The organism is Mesorhizobium sp. M7A.F.Ca.US.005.03.1.1 (assembly GCF_003997975.1).
Lineage (GTDB): Bacteria > Pseudomonadota > Alphaproteobacteria > Rhizobiales > Rhizobiaceae > Mesorhizobium > Mesorhizobium ciceri.
Genome location: NZ_RZRO01000009.1, coordinates 20,565 through 42,293, shown reverse-complemented (window position 1 = coordinate 42,293; position 21,729 = coordinate 20,565). Strand labels below are relative to the sequence as shown.

General features: G+C 62.3%; 17 protein-coding genes and 1 tRNA gene. 10 read left to right on the top strand and 8 right to left on the bottom strand.

The window, feature by feature from the left end:
- Window positions 1–19: 19 nt before the first annotated feature.
- The 4 genes from EN990_RS06500 to EN990_RS06485 form a co-directional block, all read right to left on the bottom strand.
- Entirely contained in the window at window positions 20–1,075 is a 1,056-nt protein-coding gene (locus tag EN990_RS06500; protein WP_127370208.1) for a DNA polymerase III subunit delta', read from the bottom strand.
- Window positions 1,072–1,746, bottom strand: a complete 675-nt coding sequence (tmk, locus tag EN990_RS06495) for a dTMP kinase (protein ID WP_024505515.1) — start codon at window positions 1,744–1,746, stop codon at window positions 1,072–1,074. The genes EN990_RS06500 and tmk overlap by 4 nt, the downstream gene beginning before the upstream one ends.
- A gap of 140 nt (window positions 1,747–1,886) precedes the next feature.
- Window positions 1,887–3,053 (bottom strand): D-alanyl-D-alanine carboxypeptidase family protein, encoded by a 1,167-nt coding sequence (locus EN990_RS06490; RefSeq protein WP_164753754.1) that lies wholly within the window; start codon window positions 3,051–3,053, stop codon window positions 1,887–1,889.
- A gap of 103 nt (window positions 3,054–3,156) precedes the next feature.
- Window positions 3,157–4,392, bottom strand: coding sequence for a septal ring lytic transglycosylase RlpA family protein (locus tag EN990_RS06485; protein ID WP_027161639.1), 1,236 nt, complete (start codon window positions 4,390–4,392; stop codon window positions 3,157–3,159).
- 377 nt (window positions 4,393–4,769) lie between these two features.
- Between EN990_RS06485 and EN990_RS06480 the strand changes: the two genes are divergently transcribed.
- From EN990_RS06480 to EN990_RS06435, 10 genes are all read left to right on the top strand, one after another.
- On the top strand, window positions 4,770–5,105 hold the full coding sequence (locus tag EN990_RS06480; RefSeq protein WP_013531580.1) for a hypothetical protein: 336 nt from the start codon (window positions 4,770–4,772) through the stop codon (window positions 5,103–5,105).
- A 472-nt stretch (window positions 5,106–5,577) separates the two neighbouring features.
- Window positions 5,578–5,667: transfer RNA gene (locus EN990_RS06475), tRNA-Ser, on the top strand.
- 229 nt (window positions 5,668–5,896) lie between these two features.
- Window positions 5,897–7,021 carry a helix-turn-helix transcriptional regulator gene (locus EN990_RS06470; protein WP_127369403.1) on the top strand — a complete coding sequence of 375 codons (1,125 nt, stop codon included), beginning with the start codon at window positions 5,897–5,899 and terminating at the stop codon, window positions 7,019–7,021.
- 227 nt (window positions 7,022–7,248) lie between these two features.
- Complete coding sequence (locus EN990_RS06465; protein WP_127385137.1) at window positions 7,249–11,079, top strand: autotransporter domain-containing protein; 3,831 nt, start codon at window positions 7,249–7,251, stop codon at window positions 11,077–11,079.
- A 176-nt stretch (window positions 11,080–11,255) separates the two neighbouring features.
- On the top strand, window positions 11,256–12,053 hold the full coding sequence (locus EN990_RS06460; protein ID WP_063168009.1) for a sterol desaturase family protein: 798 nt from the start codon (window positions 11,256–11,258) through the stop codon (window positions 12,051–12,053).
- Window positions 12,054–12,155: 102 nt separating this feature from the next.
- Window positions 12,156–12,854, top strand: coding sequence for a DUF2161 domain-containing phosphodiesterase (locus tag EN990_RS06455; protein WP_024503270.1), 699 nt, complete (start codon window positions 12,156–12,158; stop codon window positions 12,852–12,854).
- Between the two features lie 56 nt (window positions 12,855–12,910).
- Window positions 12,911–13,318 (top strand): DUF930 domain-containing protein, encoded by a 408-nt coding sequence (locus tag EN990_RS06450; protein WP_032808257.1) that lies wholly within the window; start codon window positions 12,911–12,913, stop codon window positions 13,316–13,318.
- A 181-nt stretch (window positions 13,319–13,499) separates the two neighbouring features.
- Complete coding sequence (locus tag EN990_RS06445) at window positions 13,500–14,162, top strand: TerC family protein (RefSeq protein ID WP_013531644.1); 663 nt, start codon at window positions 13,500–13,502, stop codon at window positions 14,160–14,162.
- Window positions 14,163–14,298: 136 nt separating this feature from the next.
- Entirely contained in the window at window positions 14,299–15,612 is a 1,314-nt protein-coding gene (rimO, locus tag EN990_RS06440; RefSeq protein ID WP_127385136.1) for a 30S ribosomal protein S12 methylthiotransferase RimO, read from the top strand.
- Window positions 15,613–15,720: 108 nt separating this feature from the next.
- Entirely contained in the window at window positions 15,721–16,827 is a 1,107-nt protein-coding gene (locus EN990_RS06435) for an acyltransferase (protein ID WP_063168007.1), read from the top strand.
- A gap of 47 nt (window positions 16,828–16,874) precedes the next feature.
- Here the strand turns inward: EN990_RS06435 and EN990_RS06430 are convergent, their stop codons facing one another.
- From EN990_RS06430 to EN990_RS06415, 4 genes are read right to left on the bottom strand one after another with little or no spacing between them, the layout of a single operon-like run.
- On the bottom strand, window positions 16,875–17,942 hold the full coding sequence (locus EN990_RS06430; RefSeq protein WP_013531647.1) for a BMP family ABC transporter substrate-binding protein: 1,068 nt from the start codon (window positions 17,940–17,942) through the stop codon (window positions 16,875–16,877).
- A 49-nt stretch (window positions 17,943–17,991) separates the two neighbouring features.
- A complete protein-coding gene (locus tag EN990_RS06425; RefSeq protein ID WP_024503273.1) occupies window positions 17,992–18,912 on the bottom strand; it encodes an ABC transporter permease in 921 nt (306 codons plus the stop codon).
- Window positions 18,912–20,042 carry an ABC transporter permease gene (locus EN990_RS06420; protein ID WP_027161611.1) on the bottom strand — a complete coding sequence of 377 codons (1,131 nt, stop codon included), beginning with the start codon at window positions 20,040–20,042 and terminating at the stop codon, window positions 18,912–18,914. The genes EN990_RS06425 and EN990_RS06420 overlap by 1 nt, the downstream gene beginning before the upstream one ends.
- Window positions 20,039–21,616 (bottom strand): ABC transporter ATP-binding protein, encoded by a 1,578-nt coding sequence (locus EN990_RS06415; protein WP_164753752.1) that lies wholly within the window; start codon window positions 21,614–21,616, stop codon window positions 20,039–20,041. The genes EN990_RS06420 and EN990_RS06415 overlap by 4 nt, the downstream gene beginning before the upstream one ends.
- Window positions 21,617–21,729 lie beyond the last annotated feature (113 nt).

The window sequence follows — 21,729 nt, the reverse complement described above, 5'->3', positions numbered from 1 at the left end:
CCCGATCCAGGAAACCCAGTCACATTCGCATTGCAGAATTCAGGCGGTCGATCATGATCAAGGCGTGCTGCTTCTTATCGAGATTGTAAGTATCGGTCTCAGATATAGCGTCCAGCGCCTCATGCCAAGTGTCCGACAGCGTTTTGGCTCGTGCGAGATCGCCAGCCAGTGCTGCCTGACTTGCCGCGTTCGACAACAGGTCTAGCGCCCGGCGGTTGAAGATATCGAACTGGATCGCCTGATCGCGGCCGGCCACGGCTTCGGCGAGGCGGAACGCGCCGCCGACATCGCTCTTTCTCCCGGTGACCAGAGCGTCGAGCGTCGAAGCGATCTCCAGCCCGCCATACTGCGTCAAGAGGATCGCGTTGCGGGCGCTGCCCCCTGCCCGCTCGGCCAGTGCCGCGCGCGCCGCCGGATCCTCAGGCGGCGCCGGCTCGGTCGTTTCCAGCACCGTCATCAGGTCGTCGGCGTCGAGCGGGGTCAATCGCACCACCTGACAGCGCGACCGGATCGTCGGCAGCAGGCTGCCCGGCGCGTGGACAATCAGGATGAACAGCGTCCGTGCCGGCGGCTCTTCAAGATTTTTCAGCAAGGCATTGGCGGCATTGGTGTTCATGTCGTCGGCGGGGTCGACGATGACGACCCGGTAGCTGCCGTCATGCGAGGTTAGCGACAGGAAGCGGCTGACCTTGCGGATCTCATCGACGGTGACGACCGTCTTGAAACTCTTGGTCTTGTCGTTCAGCGGCCGGGTCAGATGCAGCACGGAAGGATGCGCCCCGGTGGCGATCTGGCGAAACAGCGACGACGCCGGATCGGGAGCGGCAAGGCTTTCCGGCGCCTGCGCGAAATCCGGGTGCTTCAGCAGATGATGCGCAAGGTGGAAGGCGAGCGTCGCCTTGCCGATGCCGACTGGCCCGGAAAAGATCAGCGCATGCGGCAGCTTGCCGGCGCGATAGGCGGCGGTGAGCACGCCTGCAGCCTGGCCGTGCCCGACCAGAAGGGGCGTTTCGGAGGGCTCCGGCACGCCGTCGAGCGTGTCGTGCTGCTCGGGTGCGATGCGCTCGAAGATCATGCCGGCGTCGCCTGCCTGTCGCGTGCCGGCGCTCTCGCCGCCAGCGCCGCGAACACTGCCGCGGTGACGACGTTCTCAACCGCGTCGGGCTCGGCGGCTGCGTCGACGACGATGCAGCGCTCCGGCTCGGCCTTGGCGATCGCCAGAAACGCCTCGCGGCGGGCCCGGTGGATCGCCAGCGTCTCCTTTTCGAAACGGTCGGCGACTGCCTCGGCGCCGCGCCGCAGCGTTGCGCGCCTCAGGCCTTCCGCTGGGTCGATGTCGAAGATCAGCGTCATGTCCGGCATCATGCCGTTGATGGCGACCTGTTCCAGCGCATCCATGAACGCCGGATCGATGCCGCCGGTGACGCCCTGATAGACGCGTGAGGAATCGAGGAAGCGGTCGCAAAGCACGATGGAGCCACGCTCGACCGCCGGCCGGATCACCTGCTCGACATGATCGGACCGCGCGGCGGCGAAAAGCAGCGCTTCCATCTTCGGCCCGAACGGTTCGGCTGCGCCCGACAGCAGCACATGCCTGACCGCTTCGGCGCCCGGCGAGCCGCCGGGTTCGCGGGTAAGCAGCACGTCGTATTTCTTGGCGCGCATCTTCCTGGCCAGCCGCTCGATCTGCGTCGACTTGCCTGCCCCCTCGCCGCCTTCGAAGGTGATGAAAAAACCGCGTGCCAACCGAGAGGCCTTCTTGTCCATGGCTGAATGGGATTGTAGCGCTCTAGATAGTCCGCGTTGGGCCAAACGTCCATGCCGTCGATTTTTTGCCCTTATGCATGCCGTTCCCCAAAATCATGGCTGGTTTTGAGCGACATGCGTTAGCGCCGCCAGCCGACCGCCAGTTCCTTGACGGCATCGAGCGCGCGCTGCGGCAGCGTGCCGACGCCGATCGATTCGGCTGCGAAAAGCGGCGTCTCCTGGCTCAGCGTATCGCCGATCCAGACGCGCAGCGCACCCACCGGCTGCCCCTCCTCCACCGGTGCTGCAACCGGGCCGTCATAGACGATCCTGGCCGTCAGCTTGTCGCGGTTGGTGATCGGCAGGAAGATGTCGATCGGTCCCTTTGCCTTCAGCGTCACCCCGGATTTGGCGCCGCCGAAAACCTGGGCTTCTCCAACCACCTCGTCCCTGGCGAAAATTTCAGTCTTCTCGAAAGAGCGGACACCCCAGTCGAGCAGCTTTCGCGCTTCCTCGGCGCGCTCCTTGTCCGAGGCCAGCCCGCTCATCGCCGCGATCACGCGGGTACCATTGTGGCTGAGCGAACCGACGATGCCGAAGCCGGCTGCCTCGCTCGCCCCGACCGCCAGGCCGTCGGCGCCGATGTCCATCGCCAGCAGCGGATTGCGGTTCCTCTGTGAGATCTTGTTCCAGGTGAAATCCTTTTGGGCATAATAGCGATAGAAATCCGGATAATCGCGCCACAGGTGCAGGGCGAGCTGCGCCAGCTCGCGCACGGTCGTCTGCTGGCCATCTGCCGGCAGGCCGGTCGAATTGACGAAAGTCGACGTCTTGAGGCCGATCTGGCGGGCGCGTTCGGTCATCTGCGCGGCAAAATTGTCTTCGGATCCCGACATGCCTTCGGCGATGACGATGCAGCCGTCATTGGCCGCCTGCACGGTCACGCCCTGAATCAGGTCTTCGAGCCGGATCGACGACTTGAGCTTGGCGAACATCGTCGATGTTCCCGAAGGCGCGCCACCCTTGCGCCAGGCGTTCTCGCTGACCACGAACGTATCGTCGAGCTTCAGGCGGCCGGATTTGATGGCGTTGAAAACCACTTCCATGGTCATCAGCTTGGCCATCGAGGCCGGCGGTATCGGCTTGTCGGCCTCCTTGGAAAACAGCACCGTCCCGGTCTCGGCATCGATCATGAAGGCCTGCGCGGCCTTGGTTTCGAACAGCTGTGCACCGGCCGGAGCCTGGAAAAACAGCAGCAAGCCTAAAACCAGAAGCCCGGCGAGAGGCGGGAGCAAGCGAAATTGCATGATGTTCGACCCGTTGGCCGGCACCGCCGGCAAGCCCGCGAAAAGTATCAGGCTTTTTGCGCGGCGGATCAACCGCGCAGCGGAAATCCCACCAGGCTTGCGCTCAGTTGCGCACAGCCAGTGCATCGGGCGCGCCATGCGACCAGGCAGCCTGCAGCAAATCATCGAGATTGCGGTGGCCATCGGGATAGAGATTGACCGAATACCAATCCTCGCCATCGAGTTCCGAACGCTGGATCTCGATCTTGCCGTATGCGGCAAGCTGAGCGGCAACACGCTTGGCCTCCGCTGCATCCTCGAACGAACCAGCCGCGACGTAGTCAGTGGACGGACCGGCCGTTGGCGGCTGCCGTTTCCATGATTGGAGCACATCGGCCGGCGACATGCCGTCGCCACCCATCGCGGCGAAGGCATTTGAGACGCCGCGTTCGACCCGCTCGTCGGCATAGGACAGCGAGGCCACGGCAAACGGCGATTGCGGCGGCAGATTGATCTGCGGACGCTCCGGCACGATCGGGCCGAAATCCGGAAGCGCCAGATCGCCATACGCCGACGACTGCGTCGACATGATCGGCTGGACAGAACCGGAATCGGTCAACTGGCCCGGAAACGGCACGGCAGCAGTGCCGGCAGGCAGGCTTGGCGACGGGCCGTTCATGGCGACCATGACGCCGGTCGGCAGTCCATCCGACGGGTCTGGCGCCCTGTTGCCGGGATGATAGGAGGCCATCAGATACTGGTCGTCATCGCCGTCGAGCGGCGCGCGGCCGACATATTCGACCTTTACCTGAGCGGTGCCGGTGTTGGCATAGTCAAGCATCTGGGCAGCGCGCTCCGATACGTCGATGATGCGGCCTTCGTGATATGGGCCGCGATCGTTGACGCGAACGATGACCGAACTGCCGGTCTTGAGATTGGTGACGCGGGCATAGCTTGGCAGCGGCATGGTCGGGTGCGCCGCCGTCAGATGGGTCATGTCATAGACTTCGCCATTGGCGGTAAGCCGGCCATGGAAGGCGTCGCCATACCAGGAGGCGAGGCCGACCTTGGCGTAACGCTTGTCTTCCTTCGGGTAATACCACTTGCCGCGGACCTGATAGGGTTTGCCAAGCTGATCCCTGCCGCCGCCACGTTGGATGCGCCCGTTCCGGGAGATCACACGCGGGCTTGCCTTCACGCCATATTCGGATTCGGCGAAATATTCCTTGGAGCGGGTCTTCTTGTTGACCATCGCTTTCGGCTCAGGCTGCGACGCGCAGGCAGCCAGCAAGGCGGCCGACATGGCGAACAACGCGACGGTAGCAGCGCGACGAAGACGCGGTGGCGTCACAGCCTGCATTTTCCTGATGTCCCCTTCAGTCTCAACTCAAGGCGTCGCGTTCAACCACCAGAGGAGCCAAAACACTCACCCGACAATACCAACGACGCTTAAAACCCCGATCCTTTGTGCGCAGGAATTGCTTATCACGGTATTAACCGATTGTGGCCGCAACCGGGCAAGATTGTGGCGTCTCCACCGTAAGAGCTCTCTGAAAAGTAACGGTTTTCGTGCTTCCACGCGAGAGATGTGATGCCCTCTGCCACAGAAAGCCTGGCTTCGCTCCTGCCCGCCGTGCCTGCCGGTTGACCGGGCTTTGTCGGGCAGCGGACCGACCGCCGGAACAAAGAAATGCGCCGCTAGTTTCATCCGCAGGGCACTCGAACAGAAGGACGAGCATGATGAAAATGACTTCATTGATGGTCGCGATCGCGATGTCGCTTTCTGCCGGGTCTGCGATCGCCGCATGTCCGGACAAGTCAGCTTCGAACACCGGGACCGATGCCGGACAGACCGCCGGTATTTCGAAAGATGGAACCCACGCGCCTTTAGAGACTCCGAAGGCCATGGGCAACGCGAACAAGCCAGCCGCCAAGGATGGCACCACGATGCCATTGGCGGGCGCTGAAGGCGGGGGCGACAAAAACCTTGCAACCTCGCAGCAGGATATCGAGGCGCAGCAGCACGGTGATAAGGCCGCGGCGGCAAAGGCGGACGAAAATTGCAAAGACTGAGGACCGTACAGGCCGGAGCCGATTTGCAGCTTCGGCCTTCCTCACCAGTAGCTGTTCCCTTGGCGAAAGTTAAATCTGCGGGATACCGCAGCTGTCCCAAGAGGCTGACCCGTAGGATTACCTCCGCCCAATTCCGAGGATGGCTTGGTCGGTAGGTCGCGCCCTCGGTTGGGCCTGCACGAAAGCCCTCCAGCGTCAGGCTTCTTGTGTTCGCGCGCAAACCTGTACATCGCCAGTCGGCGGGCTCCTTCTTCATCATGCACCAATGGGATAGCGAGTTCCGGTGCTCGATTCCGAAAAACTCAGCGCCTGCCAGGACGGCAGGAACCGACACAGTGGTGGTTGACGCAGCCCTCAATGCCGCTTTACAGGAATGAGGCGTGAACCAGCCGGGAGCGCCTTCGGTGCCAATCCGGCGCCACAGGCCAAACGAGTTGGCCCCGCGCTGCCCAAATGGTTGAAAAACCACGATGGAGGAATGGCCGAGCGGTTTAAGGCACCGGTCTTGAAAACCGGCGTGGGTGCAAGCTCACCGTGGGTTCGAATCCCACTTCCTCCGCCATTCGATCGAGAAGGGCAGCATACAGAGCATACAGAGCATACAGAACTGAGTACGCCGATTTCCGCCTCCGTGGACGTAAGGGCGAAGCGTCAAACATCATGTCTGCTTTCTCCTGACCTTGGGCGTCAGCACTGGTAACCCCCCTGCTCATTCGACGTTCTATCCCTTGCATCGACCGCAATCAGAGGTATGCTAACACTTCATTCTGGTTGTATATTTCGCAAGGCTTATGGGATATTCGATCTCTCACGAGCGCCTGTCGGTAGTGATCGGTCGCATATATGAGGCCGCCTACGATCAATCGATTTGGCTTGACGTGGTCCTTCAGTTGCAAGCCATGTTTCATGGCTCCAGAGCCTGTTTCTCGGGCATCGACTGGGCCAATGTCGAGGATAGCTTTTGCGTCTCACCGAGCCGCGACCCCTATTGGGACAGGATTTTCCTTGACCATTTCGCGACCAACGAACTCTTTGCGCCGCGTGTGGCCGCGCCGCTTGGCCGGGTTTTTAGCGACACCCAGTTGATTGGGCGGCACCGTATTGAACGCACCTCCGTCTGGAACGAATGGATGATGCCGCAGGACATGTATGACGGCATGTTCTGCAATCTGCGCGCGTCGGAAAAGAACTACTGGTTTTTCGACGTGCAGCGAGGCCGAGGGCAGCCGGCGTTCGACGCCGATGATCGTGCGATGCTCGCCCTGATCACACCTCATCTGGAGCGCGCTGCGGGTTTGGGCCGACATTTCGAGGCGCGGCCTGTGCTCCAATCGCTGCTCGGCCACCTGCCCTTCGCCGGCTTTGTCGTCGATCCGCGCCTGCGCATCCTTGACATGAATGACGCCGCGCAAAGACTTCTGGTACAGCCGATCACTCTGCTGACGGCGAACGGTGGCCATCTGGCCACCTCCGATTCCACGCAAACCCAAATGCTGCAACGTGCGGTCGCACGAGTCTGCCGGGTGGACGAGAGCGAGTTTCCCAATTCGGCTGCCGATTTGATCTTGCGGTCGGAGCGCGGCGACCAACTGGTATTGTCGATTGGATTGTTGCCCGACGGCGAGATGTTCGGCCTGTCGGCTGGACCTTGCGCGGTGGTGCTGGCGCGCGAATCACGTTTGGCCCTGTCGACGAGCTTAGCCGATCAACTGCGAAAAACCTTTGGGCTGACAGGGAAAGAAGCTTCCGTCGCGCTCGCGCTCGCAAGCGGATTGTCCTTGAAGGAAATAGCGATCAGGGAAAACATGGCCTACGGCACCGCACGCGTTCATCTGGACAAGATTTTTCGCAAGACAGATACGCAGAGGCAGAGTCAGCTCATTGCGCTGCTGAATGCATTTCGTCTTCTGCCCTAACAAGCTGCAATAGCACATTAAGGTTCTTCGAGTGCAGGGCGTTGCGACTGTGGCGAGCCAGCGACAGTGCGCCACTCTTTGGCCGGTCTATGGCATTTGATATATATATCGCCCACCCATCATCCGTTATTGCGAATCTGAAGCACTGATTTGCTCGAAGCATTGCTTTGCTTGGGCTGTTCTGATGACGGCAGATTGCATTTATTGGACGATGGGGCGGGCCTATCATGAGACTCTACGGTTTTTCGGCAGACAAAGCCTACCCACTCGTTTCCTTGCGCGCGCAACTCCTCTCGCAGGCCAGTCGCTCGGCACTGCGTTTCGCAATCGGCATGGCCGGTTTCGCCGGCTCGGCTGTTTTCTTTTCCCCGCAGGCGCAGGCGGCATGTACGGTCACTCTGGGAACTGATGTGCAGTGCGGCACCACCTCCACGGTCAATGCCGTCAATCCGGCTGCTCCTCCCAACGACCGGGGCTATTCATTTTCTTCACCGTTTACGGCCCACCTCGCGATCGATGCCGGGGCGACGGTCAGCGGATTTGGCCTCGCGATCGAGAATACCGGCAATGGCGCCGTCATGGTCGTCAACAACGGCACGATCAGTGTCGATGCGGGCAACACGCCAACAGCCGGCGGGACCGCGGCACTCAATATCGATGCCGCCTCCAACCTGATCACGTACACAGGCAGCGGCGCGATCACCAATAACGGCAGTGGCGATGCCTTCGCAATAAAGCAGAATGGCCTGGGCTCGATCGATGTCGATGCCACCGGCGATATCACGGCGGCTGCCGGCTCAGGCATTGTGGTGCGTAACACGGCGGCGAGTGGCTCCATCGATGTCACCACGGGCGCGGTGACGGCGCTGGCTGCTGGCATGTTCGGTATCGACGTCCAGTCGTCTTCGACGGCAGGCAATCTCACGATCGTGGCGAACGGCGATGTGAAGGCGGGCAATACCGGTATCTTGGGTCGAGTTTCCTCCACAGGAACTGGCAACATCGATATCACGGCGAACGGCGCCATCGACGCAGGCAACGGCATTATCGCGCAGAACTTGGGCAACGGCTCGACGACGGTGAAGGCGATGGGACCGGTCACCGCGACAATGGCGTCGGGCCTTGGCGTCTTCGCTCAGGGCCGGGGCGATGTCTCGATAACAACGGCTGCGGTGACCTCGACGGGCGGTCAGGCGGTCTATGCAATAGGGACCGGCACAGGCACAGGCACAATCGATGTGACGACCAACGGCAATGTCTCGGGCACTGCAGGCATCCTCGCAGGTAACTCCGGCACGGGCATGATCAGCGTGATCGCCAATGGTGCGGTGACCGGCACATCCTTTGACGGCATCGTCGCGAACGGTGGTGGCGCGGTGGACGTGCAGGTCGCCGGCACGGTGATGGGCGCGCGTTCCGGCCTGACCTTGATCGGTGGCGCCAGCGGCACAGGCAATCTCTCGGTGACGGGCGCGGGCGGCTTCGTCGGCGGCAGCGACGATGCGGTGAATATTCAGAACTATGGCCCGGGCACGGTCACGGTCGATATATCCGGCGCCAGCAGCTCGACGAGTGGCGGCGGCATCGTGGTGCGCGACACTGCGACGGGCGGCAACATCGGCGTCACGACGGGCGCGGTGACGGCGCTGGCTGCCGGCAGGATCGGCATCGACGTTGAGACGCTGTCGGCGACGGCCAATGTGACGATCGTGGCGAACGGCGACGTGAAGGCGGGCGGCGCCGGTATCTTCGCTGGCCTTTCCTCGGGAAACGGCAACGTCGATGTCACGGCGAACGGCGCGATCGACGCGAGCAGCGGGATTGTCGCAGGGACTGTCGGTACAGGTTCGGTGACCGTGAAGGCGGTTGGTCCGATCACCGCGACGACTGGTCGAGGTATCGACGCTGAAAGCTCGGCCGGCAATGTCGCGGTGATAACGGGTGCTGTGAACGCAACTGCGGCTACGGCGATCTTCGTGCTCCAGGATAATGTGGTCGGCGCTGGCACGATCAATGTGACGACGAATGGCAATGTCTCGGGTACGACAGGTATCCAGGCAACCAATCTTGGCACGGGCGCGATCACGGTGATCGCCAATGGCGCGGTGACCGGAACGTCGGCCGAGGGCATCGTCGCGACGGGCAACGGCGTAGTGGATGTGCAAGTCGCCGGCACGGTGACGGGCGCGACGCGTGGCCTGACTTTGACTGGTGGGACGGGCGCCATCAACGTCGCCTCGTCGGGCGCGATCCGTAGTCTTTCCGGACTGTCCAGCGATGCGGCGATCGAGACCAATGCCGCGACGATGGCGCTCACAAACGCCGGTTCGATCGTCGGTACAGCGCAGTTTGCCGGCGGCGCGACACTGTTCGCCAACGACGGGAACTGGAACGGCGCCGGTGGAACCAGTGATTTCGGCGGTGGCGCCAGCAGGCTGGTCAACGACGGGACCGCCGTCGGTGGAAACTCCGCCGGCGTCGCGGAGACGACGCAATGGACCAATCTGTTTCAGTTCACCAATCAAGGCACCTTGACAATGGCCGACGCTGGCGCCGGCGATGTGATCCGGCAAACCGGCGGCAATACCGCTTTCGCGACTGGCAGCATCATGGCGATCGATATCAACACGGCCGGCCAGGCCGACAGGTTCAGCACCTCCGGCACCGCGACGATCACTGGCGCGACGCTGACCGTGAACGCCGCGGGCGGCATTGCGGTGCCGGGCACCCGCTATACGGTGTTGACCGCCGATGCCGGGCTGACCGGGCAGTTCGCTGCCTTGACTGGAGTTGTCAACACCGCCTTCCTCAGGCTTGCCGATACCTATGACACCAACAACGCCTATCTCGACATCCTGAAATACCGCAACTTCACCGACGCAGCCTTGACCCGCAATCAGATCGCAACCGCTGGGGGGCTCGAGAGCCTGCCGACATCCGGATCCCTGTACAACGTCATCCTCAACCTCGCGACCGACGTGCAGGCACGTGATGCCTTCGACCAGCTCTCGGGCGAGGTGTATCCCTCGGCGCAGACTTCCCTCATCGAAGATAGCCGTCTTCTGCGCGACGCGGCGACGAACCGCATCCGGGCCGCTTTCGGTATCGTCGGTGCATCGGCCGCTCCGGTCATGGCCTACGCCGATCAGACCTATGGCGGTGCTGCGGGCGCCTATGTCTCGCTCGATCCCAATACGACCGCTGCAGTGGCGTTGGACACCGATCGCTTCGCCCTCTGGAGTCAGGGCTTTGGTTCATGGGGCCATACTGGCAGCGACGGCAATGCTGCCCGCGTTGACCGCTCGACTGGCGGTTTCCTGGCTGGCGGTGACGCCGCCATTTTCGACACCTGGCGATTGGGTATCATGGCGGGATACAGCCGCACCAACCTCGATGTGAAAGACCGCGCCTCGTCGGGCTCGAGCGACAACTATCATCTCGGCCTCTATGGCGGCACCACTTGGGATGTTGGGGGCGGCACGCTCGGCTTGCGCACCGGTACATCCTATACTTGGCACGACATCGCGACGAGCCGCTCCGTCACTTTCCCCGGTTTCAATGACAGCCTCAAGGCAGATTATCGCGCCGGAACGGCGCAGGTGTTCGGCGAACTGGGCTATGGTATCCATGCTGGAAATTTAGGCTTTGAGCCCTTCGCCAATCTCGCCTATGTGAACCTCCGGACTGACGGCTTCACCGAGACAGGCGGCGCGGCGACGCTGACAAGCGCTTCGGCAATCACCGATGCGACCTTCACCACGCTCGGCCTACATGCCTCAGGCGAGTTCACCGTCGGCGAGATGGCGGCGACGGTTCGCGGCACGCTCGGCTGGCGGCATGCCTTTGGCGAGACCGTACCGCTGTCGCGCTTCGCATTCGCCGGCGGCGCACCATTCACCGTCGCGGGCGTGCCGATCGCCAAGGACGGGCTGATACTCGATGTCGGGTTCGACATCGCCATCGCACACAATGCCACGCTCGGCCTCACCTATGGGGGACAATTCGGCAGTCGCGCCGCAGACCAGAGCGTGAAAGCCAATCTCGCGGTCAGGTTCTAGTTGGGGATGGGCCACGCGCCGCAGGACGAGCCCGCATTCGCGTCTCCTCGTCCGCCCGCGTTCCATTCACAATCCGCGTTTGCCGCCGCCACTCGCGCAAAAGGCAGAGCCTTTAGCCTTTGGAAAGGGAGATGTGGTTCCTCTCAGAGGCGCGGACTGCGCGCTGAGGCGAATCGATGGATATCTTTGGCATCAAGGCACTTCTGATCTGCGCCCTGATCTTCATTCCGTTCGAACATCTGTTCGCCGAGCGGCCGCAGAAGATCTTTCGCAAGGGCTTCGCTGTCGATCTGATTTATCTGCTGTTCAACGGCTTCATCATAAAGCTGGCCATCGTCATGATGGCGGCAGGCGCGCTCGGTGCCGCTGCACTCCTGGTCCCGCAAGCGATAACGCATGCCGTCAGCGGCCAGCCCGTCTGGCTGCAGGTTGCCGAAATCATCGTGATCACCGATGTCGGCGTCTACTGGACACATCGGGCCTTTCACAAAATCCCGGCGCTTTGGAAGTTCCATGCCGTTCACCACGGCATTGAAGAACTCGACTGGCTCGGGGCCTTCCACAATCATCCCGTCGACGCCATCGTCACAAAGGCAATATCGCTGACGCCGATCTTTTTCCTCGGCTTCTCGGAAGCGTCGATCGCCGTCTTTTCGACTCTCTACCTTGGACATACGCTGCTTGTGCATTCAAACGTGCGGATTCCGTTCGGCCCCTTGAAGTGGCTGATCGCCAGCCCGCAGTTCCATCGCTGGCACCATGCCAACCAGCGCGAAGCCTATGACAAGAACTTCGCCGGGCAGTTGCCTTTCCTCGACGTGCTGTTCGGCACCTACAATCCCACCGGCGACAAGGTGCCGGACAAGTACGGCGTCGACGATCCGATCCCTTCCACCTATTTCGGCCAGATCGGCTATCCGCTCCTGCGCCGCAGGAAGCTGCCGAACCGGGCGGTGCCGAACGCCGAAGCCTGACGGCTGGCCCGGCGTTGCGGTATCCACACCGGTCCCCTTTCGAGCCGCAGAACGCCGAACCACCGGAAGGCTTTTCGTCTCGAATCGGCTAAACCTTGCGCCATGAACGAGACCTCACTCTATGCGCCGGTGAAGCGGTTCCTCGAAAGCCTCGACTTTGTCGTCAAAGGCGAGATCGACGGCTGCGATGTTGTTGCGTTGCGCGAGGGGGAGCCGCCGGTTGTCGTCATCTGCGAGTTGAAGCTGCAGTTCAATCTCGAACTGGTGCTGCAAGGTGTCGATCGTGCGGCGGCCTGCGACGAGGTGTGGCTGGCCGCGCGCATGTCGGCTCGCGGCAAGGGACGCGAAAGCGATGCCAGGTTCCGCAATCTCTGCCGCCGGCTTGGCTTCGGCTTGCTTGGCGTGACCGCGACGGACCGGGTCGAGGTGCTTCTCAGCCCGATCGCGCTGGCGCCGCGCAAGAATGCCCGCCGGCGCTCCCGCCTGGTCGACGAGCACCAGCGCCGTCGCGGCGATCCCGTTGCCGGAGGAGGATCGCGCAATCCGATCATGACCGCCTATCGCCAAAGCGCCCTCGCCTGCGCTGCCGCCATGGTGGATGGTCCCAGGCGGCCGCGAGATCTGAAGGCGGTGACGCCGATCGCGCCCAAGATCCTGCAGCACAATGTCTATGGCTGGTTCGCGCGCGTCGACCGTGGCCTGTACGATCTTACCGATGCCGGCCGTGCCTCTTTGGTCCGTTGGCCGCAGGCATCGCACGACGAATCCCGACACGCAATTTTGAACGCAGCAGCCATATGATTGAAGATTCCCGCAGCGTCCGAGGCGGTCCGCTCGGTTGATTTCTCCGACAAAATATGTTGCTTGTCCCGCCCATGAAGAAGCTCTGCATGACCGCCTTGGCGTCAGTGACACTGAGTTTTCCAGCCAGCGCAATGGACAATGCATTGCGCGCCGGACTGATGAAACTCGATCCCCAAACTCGCCTTGAACAGCGTTGCGACGCCGAAGTGCTCGACCGCATCACCCATGACGATCGCAAGTTCAAAGCCGATCGCGTCGTCGCCTACGCCTTTGCCACGCCCGAGATGGGCGCCGATGCAATCAAGAGCCCGGGTGCTGCGTTTCGCAGCAAGGGGCAGTGGTATAGGCTGAAATTCAAGTGCCAGACCGGGCCGGACCATATGGAAGTCTTGCAACTCCGCTACCGGATCGGCGACGAGATTCCGGAAGCCGACTGGGCAAAGTATAATCTCTACGATTGATTTGCGATCGGCCATGGTTTTGCCTGGCTGTCGGCGAGTGCCGCGAACATTGGATCTGGCTTGACGTAACGATGCTTCGGTGATGGCGCCACGCGTGATCCCTTGACGCCAAGGGACCACCAAGTTAGGGCCTCTGGGTAATCGACGAACACTCGGCAAAATCAGCAAGGGCTTCCGGTCGATGGACATTTTTTTCAGCGCTGCCAGCCTGACCGCCCTGCTCCAGGTCATCGCCATCGACCTCGTGCTGGCCGGCGACAATGCGATCGTCATCGGCCTTGCCGCTGCCGGCCTGCCGGCTGACCAACGCAAGAAGGCGATCCTCATCGGCGTGATTGCGGCAACGGTGCTGCGCATCGGTTTTGCCGCAATTACCGTCAAGCTGCTGGCGATCGTCGGCCTGCTGCTGGCCGGCGGCATCCTGCTGCTGTGGGTCTGCTGGAAAATGTACCGCGAGCTGCGCACGTCACATGCCGATGAGCTGGAAGCGACCGAGGCGCTGTCGAATTCGGACCTCAACAGTGACCAGGCAGTCGCCGGCAAGTCGAAGCGCAAGACCCTTGGCCAGGCTGCCTTGCAGATTGTCGTCGCCGATGTGTCGATGTCGCTCGACAACGTGCTGGCGGTGGCTGGAGCGGCGCGTGATCATTTTCCGGTGCTGGTCATCGGCCTTGTGCTGTCGATCGCGCTCATGGGGCTGGCTGCGACCTTCATTGCCAAGCTGCTGCATCGCCACCGCTGGATCGCCTATGTCGGCCTGCTGATCATACTCTATGTCGCGCTGGACATGGTCTATCGTGGCGCCGTGGAGGTCTGGCCACATGTGAACAACGTGGTCGGCTGAAGCTGGCGGACATCCGCGTCTTCACTCCGTCGAAGCAAGACCGCCGTGCGTTTTGCCGCATCGCGGGCCTGCCCATACCAATGCCGCAATAAGTGTGGTACTGCGCCGGCAATCCTGAAAAGCCCGGAAACCCTCTATGTCCGCTCCCCGCGTGAGTTTTGTCAGTCTTGGATGCCCGAAGGCCCTCGTGGATTCGGAGCGCATCATCACGCGCCTGCGCGCCGAAGGTTACGAAATCGCACGCAAGCATGACGGCGCCGACCTCGTCGTCGTCAACACCTGCGGTTTTCTCGATTCCGCCCGAGACGAGTCGCTCAACGCCATCGGCTCCGCGCTTTCGGAAAACGGCCGAGTGATCGTCACCGGTTGCCTGGGCGCCGAGCCGGACGTCATTCGCGAAAAGCACCCGAATGTGCTGGCGATCACCGGGCCGCAGGCCTATGAGAGCGTGATGGCCGCGGTGCATGAGGCCGCACCGCCTTCGCACGATCCCTATATCGATCTCCTGCCGCCGCAGGGTGTCAAGCTGACGCCGCGCCACTACGCCTATCTCAAGATTTCCGAAGGCTGCAACAACCGCTGCACCTTCTGCATCATTCCCGCACTGCGTGGTGACCTCGTCTCGCGGCCGGCGGCAGATGTGCTGCGTGAGGCTGAGAAACTGGCCAAGGCTGGCGTCAAGGAACTTCTGGTCATCTCGCAGGACACCAGCGCCTACGGCATCGACATCAAGTACCAGACGTCGATGTTCGGCGACCGTGAAGTGCGCGCAAAATTCCTCGATCTTTCGGAGGAACTGGGCAAGCTCGGCATCTGGGTGCGCATGCACTATGTCTACCCCTACCCGCATGTCGCCGACGTCATCCCGCTGATGGCGGAGGGCAAGATCCTCCCTTACCTGGATATCCCGTTCCAGCATGCCTCGCCGCAGGTGTTGAAGAACATGCGCCGGCCCGCGCATGGCGAAAAGACGCTCGAGCGCATTCGCGGCTGGCGCGAGGTCTGTCCGGATCTGGCCATCCGCTCGACCTTCATCGTCGGCTTCCCCGGCGAGACGGATGACGATTTCGAGATGCTGCTCGACTGGCTCGATGAAGCCAAGATCGACCGCGCCGGCTGCTTCAAATACGAGCCGGTCCGCGGCGCCCGCTCCAACGATCTCGGTCTCGAACAGGTCCCGCAGGAAATCAAGGAGGCGCGCTGGCACCGCTTCATGCAGCGTCAGCAGAAGATTTCGGCGACACAGCTGGCCAGAAAAGTCGGCAAGCGCCTCCCGGTGCTGATCGACGAGGCGCATGGCACATCGGCACAGGGCCGCACCAAATACGACGCGCCCGAGATCGATGGCTCGGTGCACATCCAGTCGCGTCGTCCGCTGCGCCAAGGCGATATCGTCACCGTCAAGATCGACCGTGCCGACGCCTATGACCTCCATGGTTCGGCGGTCTGACGCCTCGTTCCGCGTAAATTTACTACATCTGGCGATAATCTAGGCCTCTTAACCCGCTCAGCCGCGATCCGCTCTATGGTTTGCCGACCGTAGATGCGGGAAATGCGGATGAACACCAGACCTGCGGAACAAAATTACATTGCGACGCTGGACCTGCTCAGGCTGGTCGCGGCGATGGCTGTCGTGTTCTTCCACTATTTCTTTCGCGGCGCGGCTGCCGAGGGCATTCTGGCTGAGGGTTATCCGCTTGCGGCACCGTTCGCCCTCTACGGCTATCTCGGCGTCAATCTGTTCTTCCTGATCAGCGGTTTCGTCATTGCCTGGTCGGCGGAAAACCGCAGTTGGGACCAGTTTGCGGTCGCGCGGTTCGTTCGCCTCTATCCGGGCTTCCTGCTCTGCATGACGATCACCTTCGCGATTGTCTTCCTTGCCGGGTCGCCGCTGCTTTCGGCCTCTTTCGTTCAGTATGCCGCCAATCTGTCGATGTTCGCGCCGGCGTTCGGCCAGCCCTTCATGGACGGCGTCTACTGGTCGATCGTTCTTGAACTGGTGTTCTACGGCTGGGTGACGCTGGCGCTGCTCACCGGGCTGTTTCAGAAACGCAAGCTGGAGCTGATCTTGATCTGGCTGGCGATCTCGGCCTTGAACGAGTTCTTCATCGGCAGCGGTGCCGCCAGGCTGCTGTTCATCACCGAGTTTGGACCGTTCTTCGCCGCCGGCGTGCTGGTCCACCACCTGCATGCGCATGGCCGTTCACTGCCTGCAATGCTGCTGCTTGCCGCCGCGTTCCTGATCTCCTGCGGCACGCTGTCGGTGACGCAGCACTGGATGCTTGGCCACTACGGCATTGCCGTTTCGTCGGCCAATCTGGTCATCGCCAACGTCGTCATGCACGCGGCCTTGATCGGTGCGGTGCTGCTGCGCGGCCGTATCAGGGCGTCGGGGCTCACCCTGGCGCTGGGCGGGCTGACCTATCCGCTCTATTTGCTGCACCAGGACATCGGCTATCTCGTCATCAATGCGGCAACGCCCCTTATCGGCAAATGGTTTGCCGCCTTTGGCTGCGGCGCACTTATGCTTTTCGTTTCGTGGGCAATCTGGCGCGCCTGCGAACGACCCGCACAGCGGTTGCTGAGGATTTGGCTCGGCCGCGCGGTCGATGCTGGCCTGGCACGGTTTCGTCGCGTCTCAGCCGGAGCGCAGCCCGCCGAATGAAAAAGGGCGCCTCGCGGCGCCCTCCTCATTTCGATCTCTTGCGCTGCTTACTGCGGCAGCTTGTCGTCGACACCCTTCACATAAAAATTCATGCCGAGCAGCGTGCCGTCATCGGCGACTTCGCCATCCTTCAGCCACGGCGTGCCGTCTTGCTTGGCGATCGGCCCGGTGAAGGGGTTCCAGCCGCCGGCGATCTTCTTCTCGGTGGCCTCCGCCATCGCCTTCACGTCGTCGGGCATGTTGGTGTAGGGGGCGAGCTTGACCGCGCCGTCCTTGATGCCAAGCCAGACATTGTCCGGCTTCCAGGTGCCGTCGAGGGCTGCCTGGACCCGGCTGATGTAATAGGGACCCCATTCGTCGGTAAGCGAGGTCAGCTGCGCGTTCGGCGCGAACTTGATCATGTCGGAGGACTGGCCGAAGCCGTGCAGCTTGCGCTCCTCGGCCACCTGCAGGGCAGCGGTCGAATCGGTGTGCTGGACGATAATGTCGGCACCCTGGTCGAACAGCGCCTTGGCGGCGTCGGCTTCCTTGCCCGGATCGAACCAGGAATTCACCCAGACGATCTTGGCCTTGAAGTTCGGGTTGATCGACTGCGCGCCGAGCATGAAGGAGTTGATGCCCATCACCACTTCCGGGATCGGGAAGGAAACGATGTAGCCGGCAACGCCTGCCTTCGATTCCTTGGCGGCGATCTGGCCGAGCACATAACGGCCTTCATAGAAACGCGCATTGTAGATGCCGAGATTGTCAGATGTCTTGTAGCCGGTGGCGTGCTCGAACATCACCTTCGGGAATTTCTTGGCGACCTTCACTTCCGGGTCCATGAAGCCGAAGGAGGTGCCGAAAATGATCTTGCAGCCTTCGCGTGCCAGGCGCTCGAAAGCGCGGTCGGCGTCGGGGCCTTCCGAGACGTTTTCAAGATAGGCGGTTTCGACCTTGTCGCCGAGCGCCTTCTCCACTTCGAGACGGCCCTGGTCGTGCTGGTAGGAATAGCCAAAATCGCCGATCGGGCCGGTGTAGACCCAGCAGGCCTTCAGCTTGTCCGCGGCCTCGGCCGTCGCTGCCAGCGACATGGCGGCGGTCGTGGTCATCAGGGCAATAAGCAGTTTTTTCATCGTGTTACCTCTCTGAGTTAGCCTTGGAGCTTCCCGTTTGTTTTTGTTGTCAACGATCCGGAACGAATGGCTGCCCCAAGGAAGCCGGCGTGTTCATCATCGTCAGACGCTTGTTGCGCGAGATTAGAACGAGAACCACGACGGTTGCCAGATAGGGCAGCGAAGAAAGGAACTGTGAGGGCACTGGAATGCCAAAAGCCTGTGCATGAAGCTGGCCGATCCACACCGCGCCGAAGATGTAGGCGCCGGCCAGCACCCGCCATGGCCGCCAGGAGGCGAACACCACCAGCGCCAGCGCGATCCAGCCGCGGCCGGCGCTCATGTTCTCCACCCATTGCGGCGTGTAGACCAGCGAGAGATGGCCGCCGGCGAGACCGGCACAGGCGCCGCCGAAGATGACCGCGAGGTATCGGTAGCGGATGACCTTGATGCCAAGCGCATGCGCCGAGGTGTGGCTGTCGCCGATCGAACGCAGCGTCAGCCCGGTGCGGGTCTTGAACAGGAACCACATGACGGCGGCGGTCAGCGCGATCGAAATGTAGAAGATCGGATCCTGGCCAAACAGCAGCCTGCCGACCACAGGGATTTCCGTCAGGCCGGGAATGTCGAGGTTGGGCAGCCTTTCGCCGGGCTGGCCGACGAAGCTGGTGCCCATCATGCCGGACAGGCCAAGGCCGAGCAGCGTCAGCGACAGGCCGGTCGCCACCTGATTGGTGGCCAGCGACAGCGTCATGACGGCAAACAGCAGCGAGAACACCGCGCCCATGGCAATGGCCGCCAAAAGGCCGATCCAGGGCGATCCGGTGAGATAGGTTGCGCCGAAGCCGCCGACGGCGCCCATGATCATCATGCCTTCGACGCCGAGATTGAGTACGCCGGAGCGCTCGACCACCAGCTCACCGATTGCCGCGATCAGCAGCGGCGTTGCCGCGGTGGCGATGGTCAGAAGGATGTTTACGGTGATGTCCATCAACGGGCTTCCTTCAGCTTCGGTGCGGCTTCGAGTTTGGCCACGCCTTCCGGTTTGGTCAGCGCCAGGCCGACCAGGCGTATGCGGTAATGGATGAGCGTGTCGCAGCCGAGCACGAAGAACAAAAGCATGCCCTGGAACACCCGCGCCACCTTGTCGGAGATGCCGAGCGCGCTCTGCACTGCTTCGCCGCCGAGATAGGTCAGTGCCAGCACCAGTCCGGCGGCAACGATGCCAAGCGGGTTGAGACGGCCGAGGAACGCCACGATGATGGCGGTGAAGCCGTAGCCCGGCGAAATGACGGGCTGCAGCTGACCGATGGCGCCCGAGACCTCCGAGATACCGGCAAGTCCCGCCAGCGCGCCCGACAGCAGGAAGGCAAAGAACACCATCCGGTTGAGGCCGAAGCCGGCGAAGCGTCCTGCCCGCGGGCTCGAGCCCAGCACGCGCACCTCGAAACCTTTCAGCATGCGGCTCATCAGGATCCAGACCAGCACCGCGGCGACCAGCGCGAAGACAAAACCCCAGTTTGCCCGTCCGGCATCCGGCATCAGTTCCGGCAACACGGCCGAATCGTTGAACTGGATGGTCTGCGGGAAGCCATGGCCCTGCGGATCGCGCCACGGTCCGCGCACCAGCCAGTCGAGGAAGAGTTGCGCGACATAGACCAGCATCAGGCTGGTCAGGATCTCGTTGGTGCCGAAGCGCGTCTTGAGCAGAGCCGGGATCGCCGCATAGGCCGCACCTCCGACCATGCCGAGCAACAGCATCAACGGCAGCACCAGCGGGCCTTCGAACTGCGGAAACAGTACTGGAAGCATCGAGCCAACGATGCCGCCGAGGATGAACTGGCCTTCGGCGCCGATGTTCCAGATGTTGGCCTTGTAGCAAACCGACAGGCCGACGGCGATCAGGATGAGCGGCGCGGCCTTGATCGCCAGCTCATGCAACTGCCAGACTTGGCTGATCGGCTCGATGAAATAGATGTTGAACGCAGTCAGCGGATTGACGCCGAGCAGCGCGAACATGACGGCCCCGGCAATGATGGTCAGCGCGAAGGCGATGAACGGCGACAGGGCCGAAAACAGCATGGAACGCTGCGGGCGTTTGACGAGTTCGAGGCGCATCATGCCGTCTCCAACGTGTGTTCGGCGTGACCGGGTTCGGCGCCACCCATCAGCAAGCCGACCTTCTCGAAGGTCGCCTCGGCGATCGGTATCGGCTTCGACAACTCGCCATTGTGCATGACGGCGATCGCATCCGAGATCTCGAACAGCTCGTCGAGATCCTGGCTGATCACCAGCACCGCCGATCCGCTGCGCGACAACTCGATCAAGGCCTGGCGGATGTGGGCGGCAGCGCCCGCATCGACGCCCCAGGTCGGCTGGTTCACCACCATGACGCTTGGCCGGCGGTCGAGTTCGCGGCCGACGATGAATTTCTGCAGATTGCCGCCCGAAAGAGCCGCGGCCTCCGGATCCGGCGCGCTCTTGCGCACGTCCATCGCCTCGATGATGCGTTGGGACGCGGCCTGGATGGCGGCGCTCTTGACCATTCCGCCGGAACCGACGAACGCCTTGCCGTCGGTGGCATGGCGCGACAGCAGCAGGTTTTCGGAAAGCTTCATGCGCGGTGCGGCACCGTGGCCGAGGCGCTCCTCCGGCACGAAAGCAGCGCCCAGCAGGCGCCGTCCGGTGATGGTGAGGCTTCCCGAATCCTTGCCGCGAATGCGCACCGAGGCGGCATCCTGCTGCAGCACTTCGCCTGAAACGGATTCGAAGAACTCGCCCTGACCATTGCCGGCGACGCCGGCGATGCCGATCACCTCCCCGGCGCGGACGTTCAGGTTGATGCCCCTGAGCGGGATCGAGAACGGCGTTGCCGGTTGGCGGCTGAGATTGCGGATTTCGAGCAGCGGCTGCGCCTTGTCGATGCCCTCGACCGGCGCGCGCACCACGGCCTGCACCTCGTTGCCGACCATCATTCGCGCCAGCGAAGAGGCTGTTTCCTCACGCGGATTGCAATGGCCGACCACCTTGCCGTGGCGCAGCACGGTGGCGCGGTCGCAGATGCGTTTGACCTCTTCGAGCCGGTGCGAGATGTAGAGGATGGATTTGCCTTCCGAGCGCAGGCGCTCCAGCGTCTCGAACAGCTTGTCGGCTTCCTGCGGCGTCAACACCGAGGTCGGTTCGTCCAGGATGATGAGCTGCGGCGTCTGCAGCAGGCAGCGGATGATTTCGATGCGCTGGCGCTCGCCCACCGACAGGTCGCCGACCAGCGATTCAGGGTCGAGCGGCAGGCCATAACTGAAGGAAAGCGCCCTCGCCTTCGCAGCGATGCTGCTGATCGGTGAGCCGTCATCCAGCGACAGCGCGATGTTTTCGGCCGCGGTCAGCGCCTCGAACAGCGAAAAATGCTGGAACACCATGCCGATGCCGAGCTTTTTCGCGACGCCCGGGCTGGAAATCCTGACGGCCTGACCGTTCCAGAAGATCTCGCCGGCATTGGGCTCCAGCGAGCCGAACAGCATCTTGACCAGCGTCGACTTGCCGGCGCCGTTTTCGCCGAGCAAGGCGTGGATCTCACCCCTGGCGATGTCGAGATCGATATGATCGCACGCCGTCAGCGTGCCGAATATCTTGGTGAGGCCACGCACCTCAAGCAGGTTCGTGCCGTCCTGATTTGCACTCACAGTGCCTCCCATCTGGTTAGCCAGACATGTTCTGTGTTCCCGCAGGCATGGTAGGCGCGGCCGGCTCTCATCGGAAAGCGGCACACGTCTTGAAAGAGCTTCAAGAATTTCAGCGGAAATTCAAG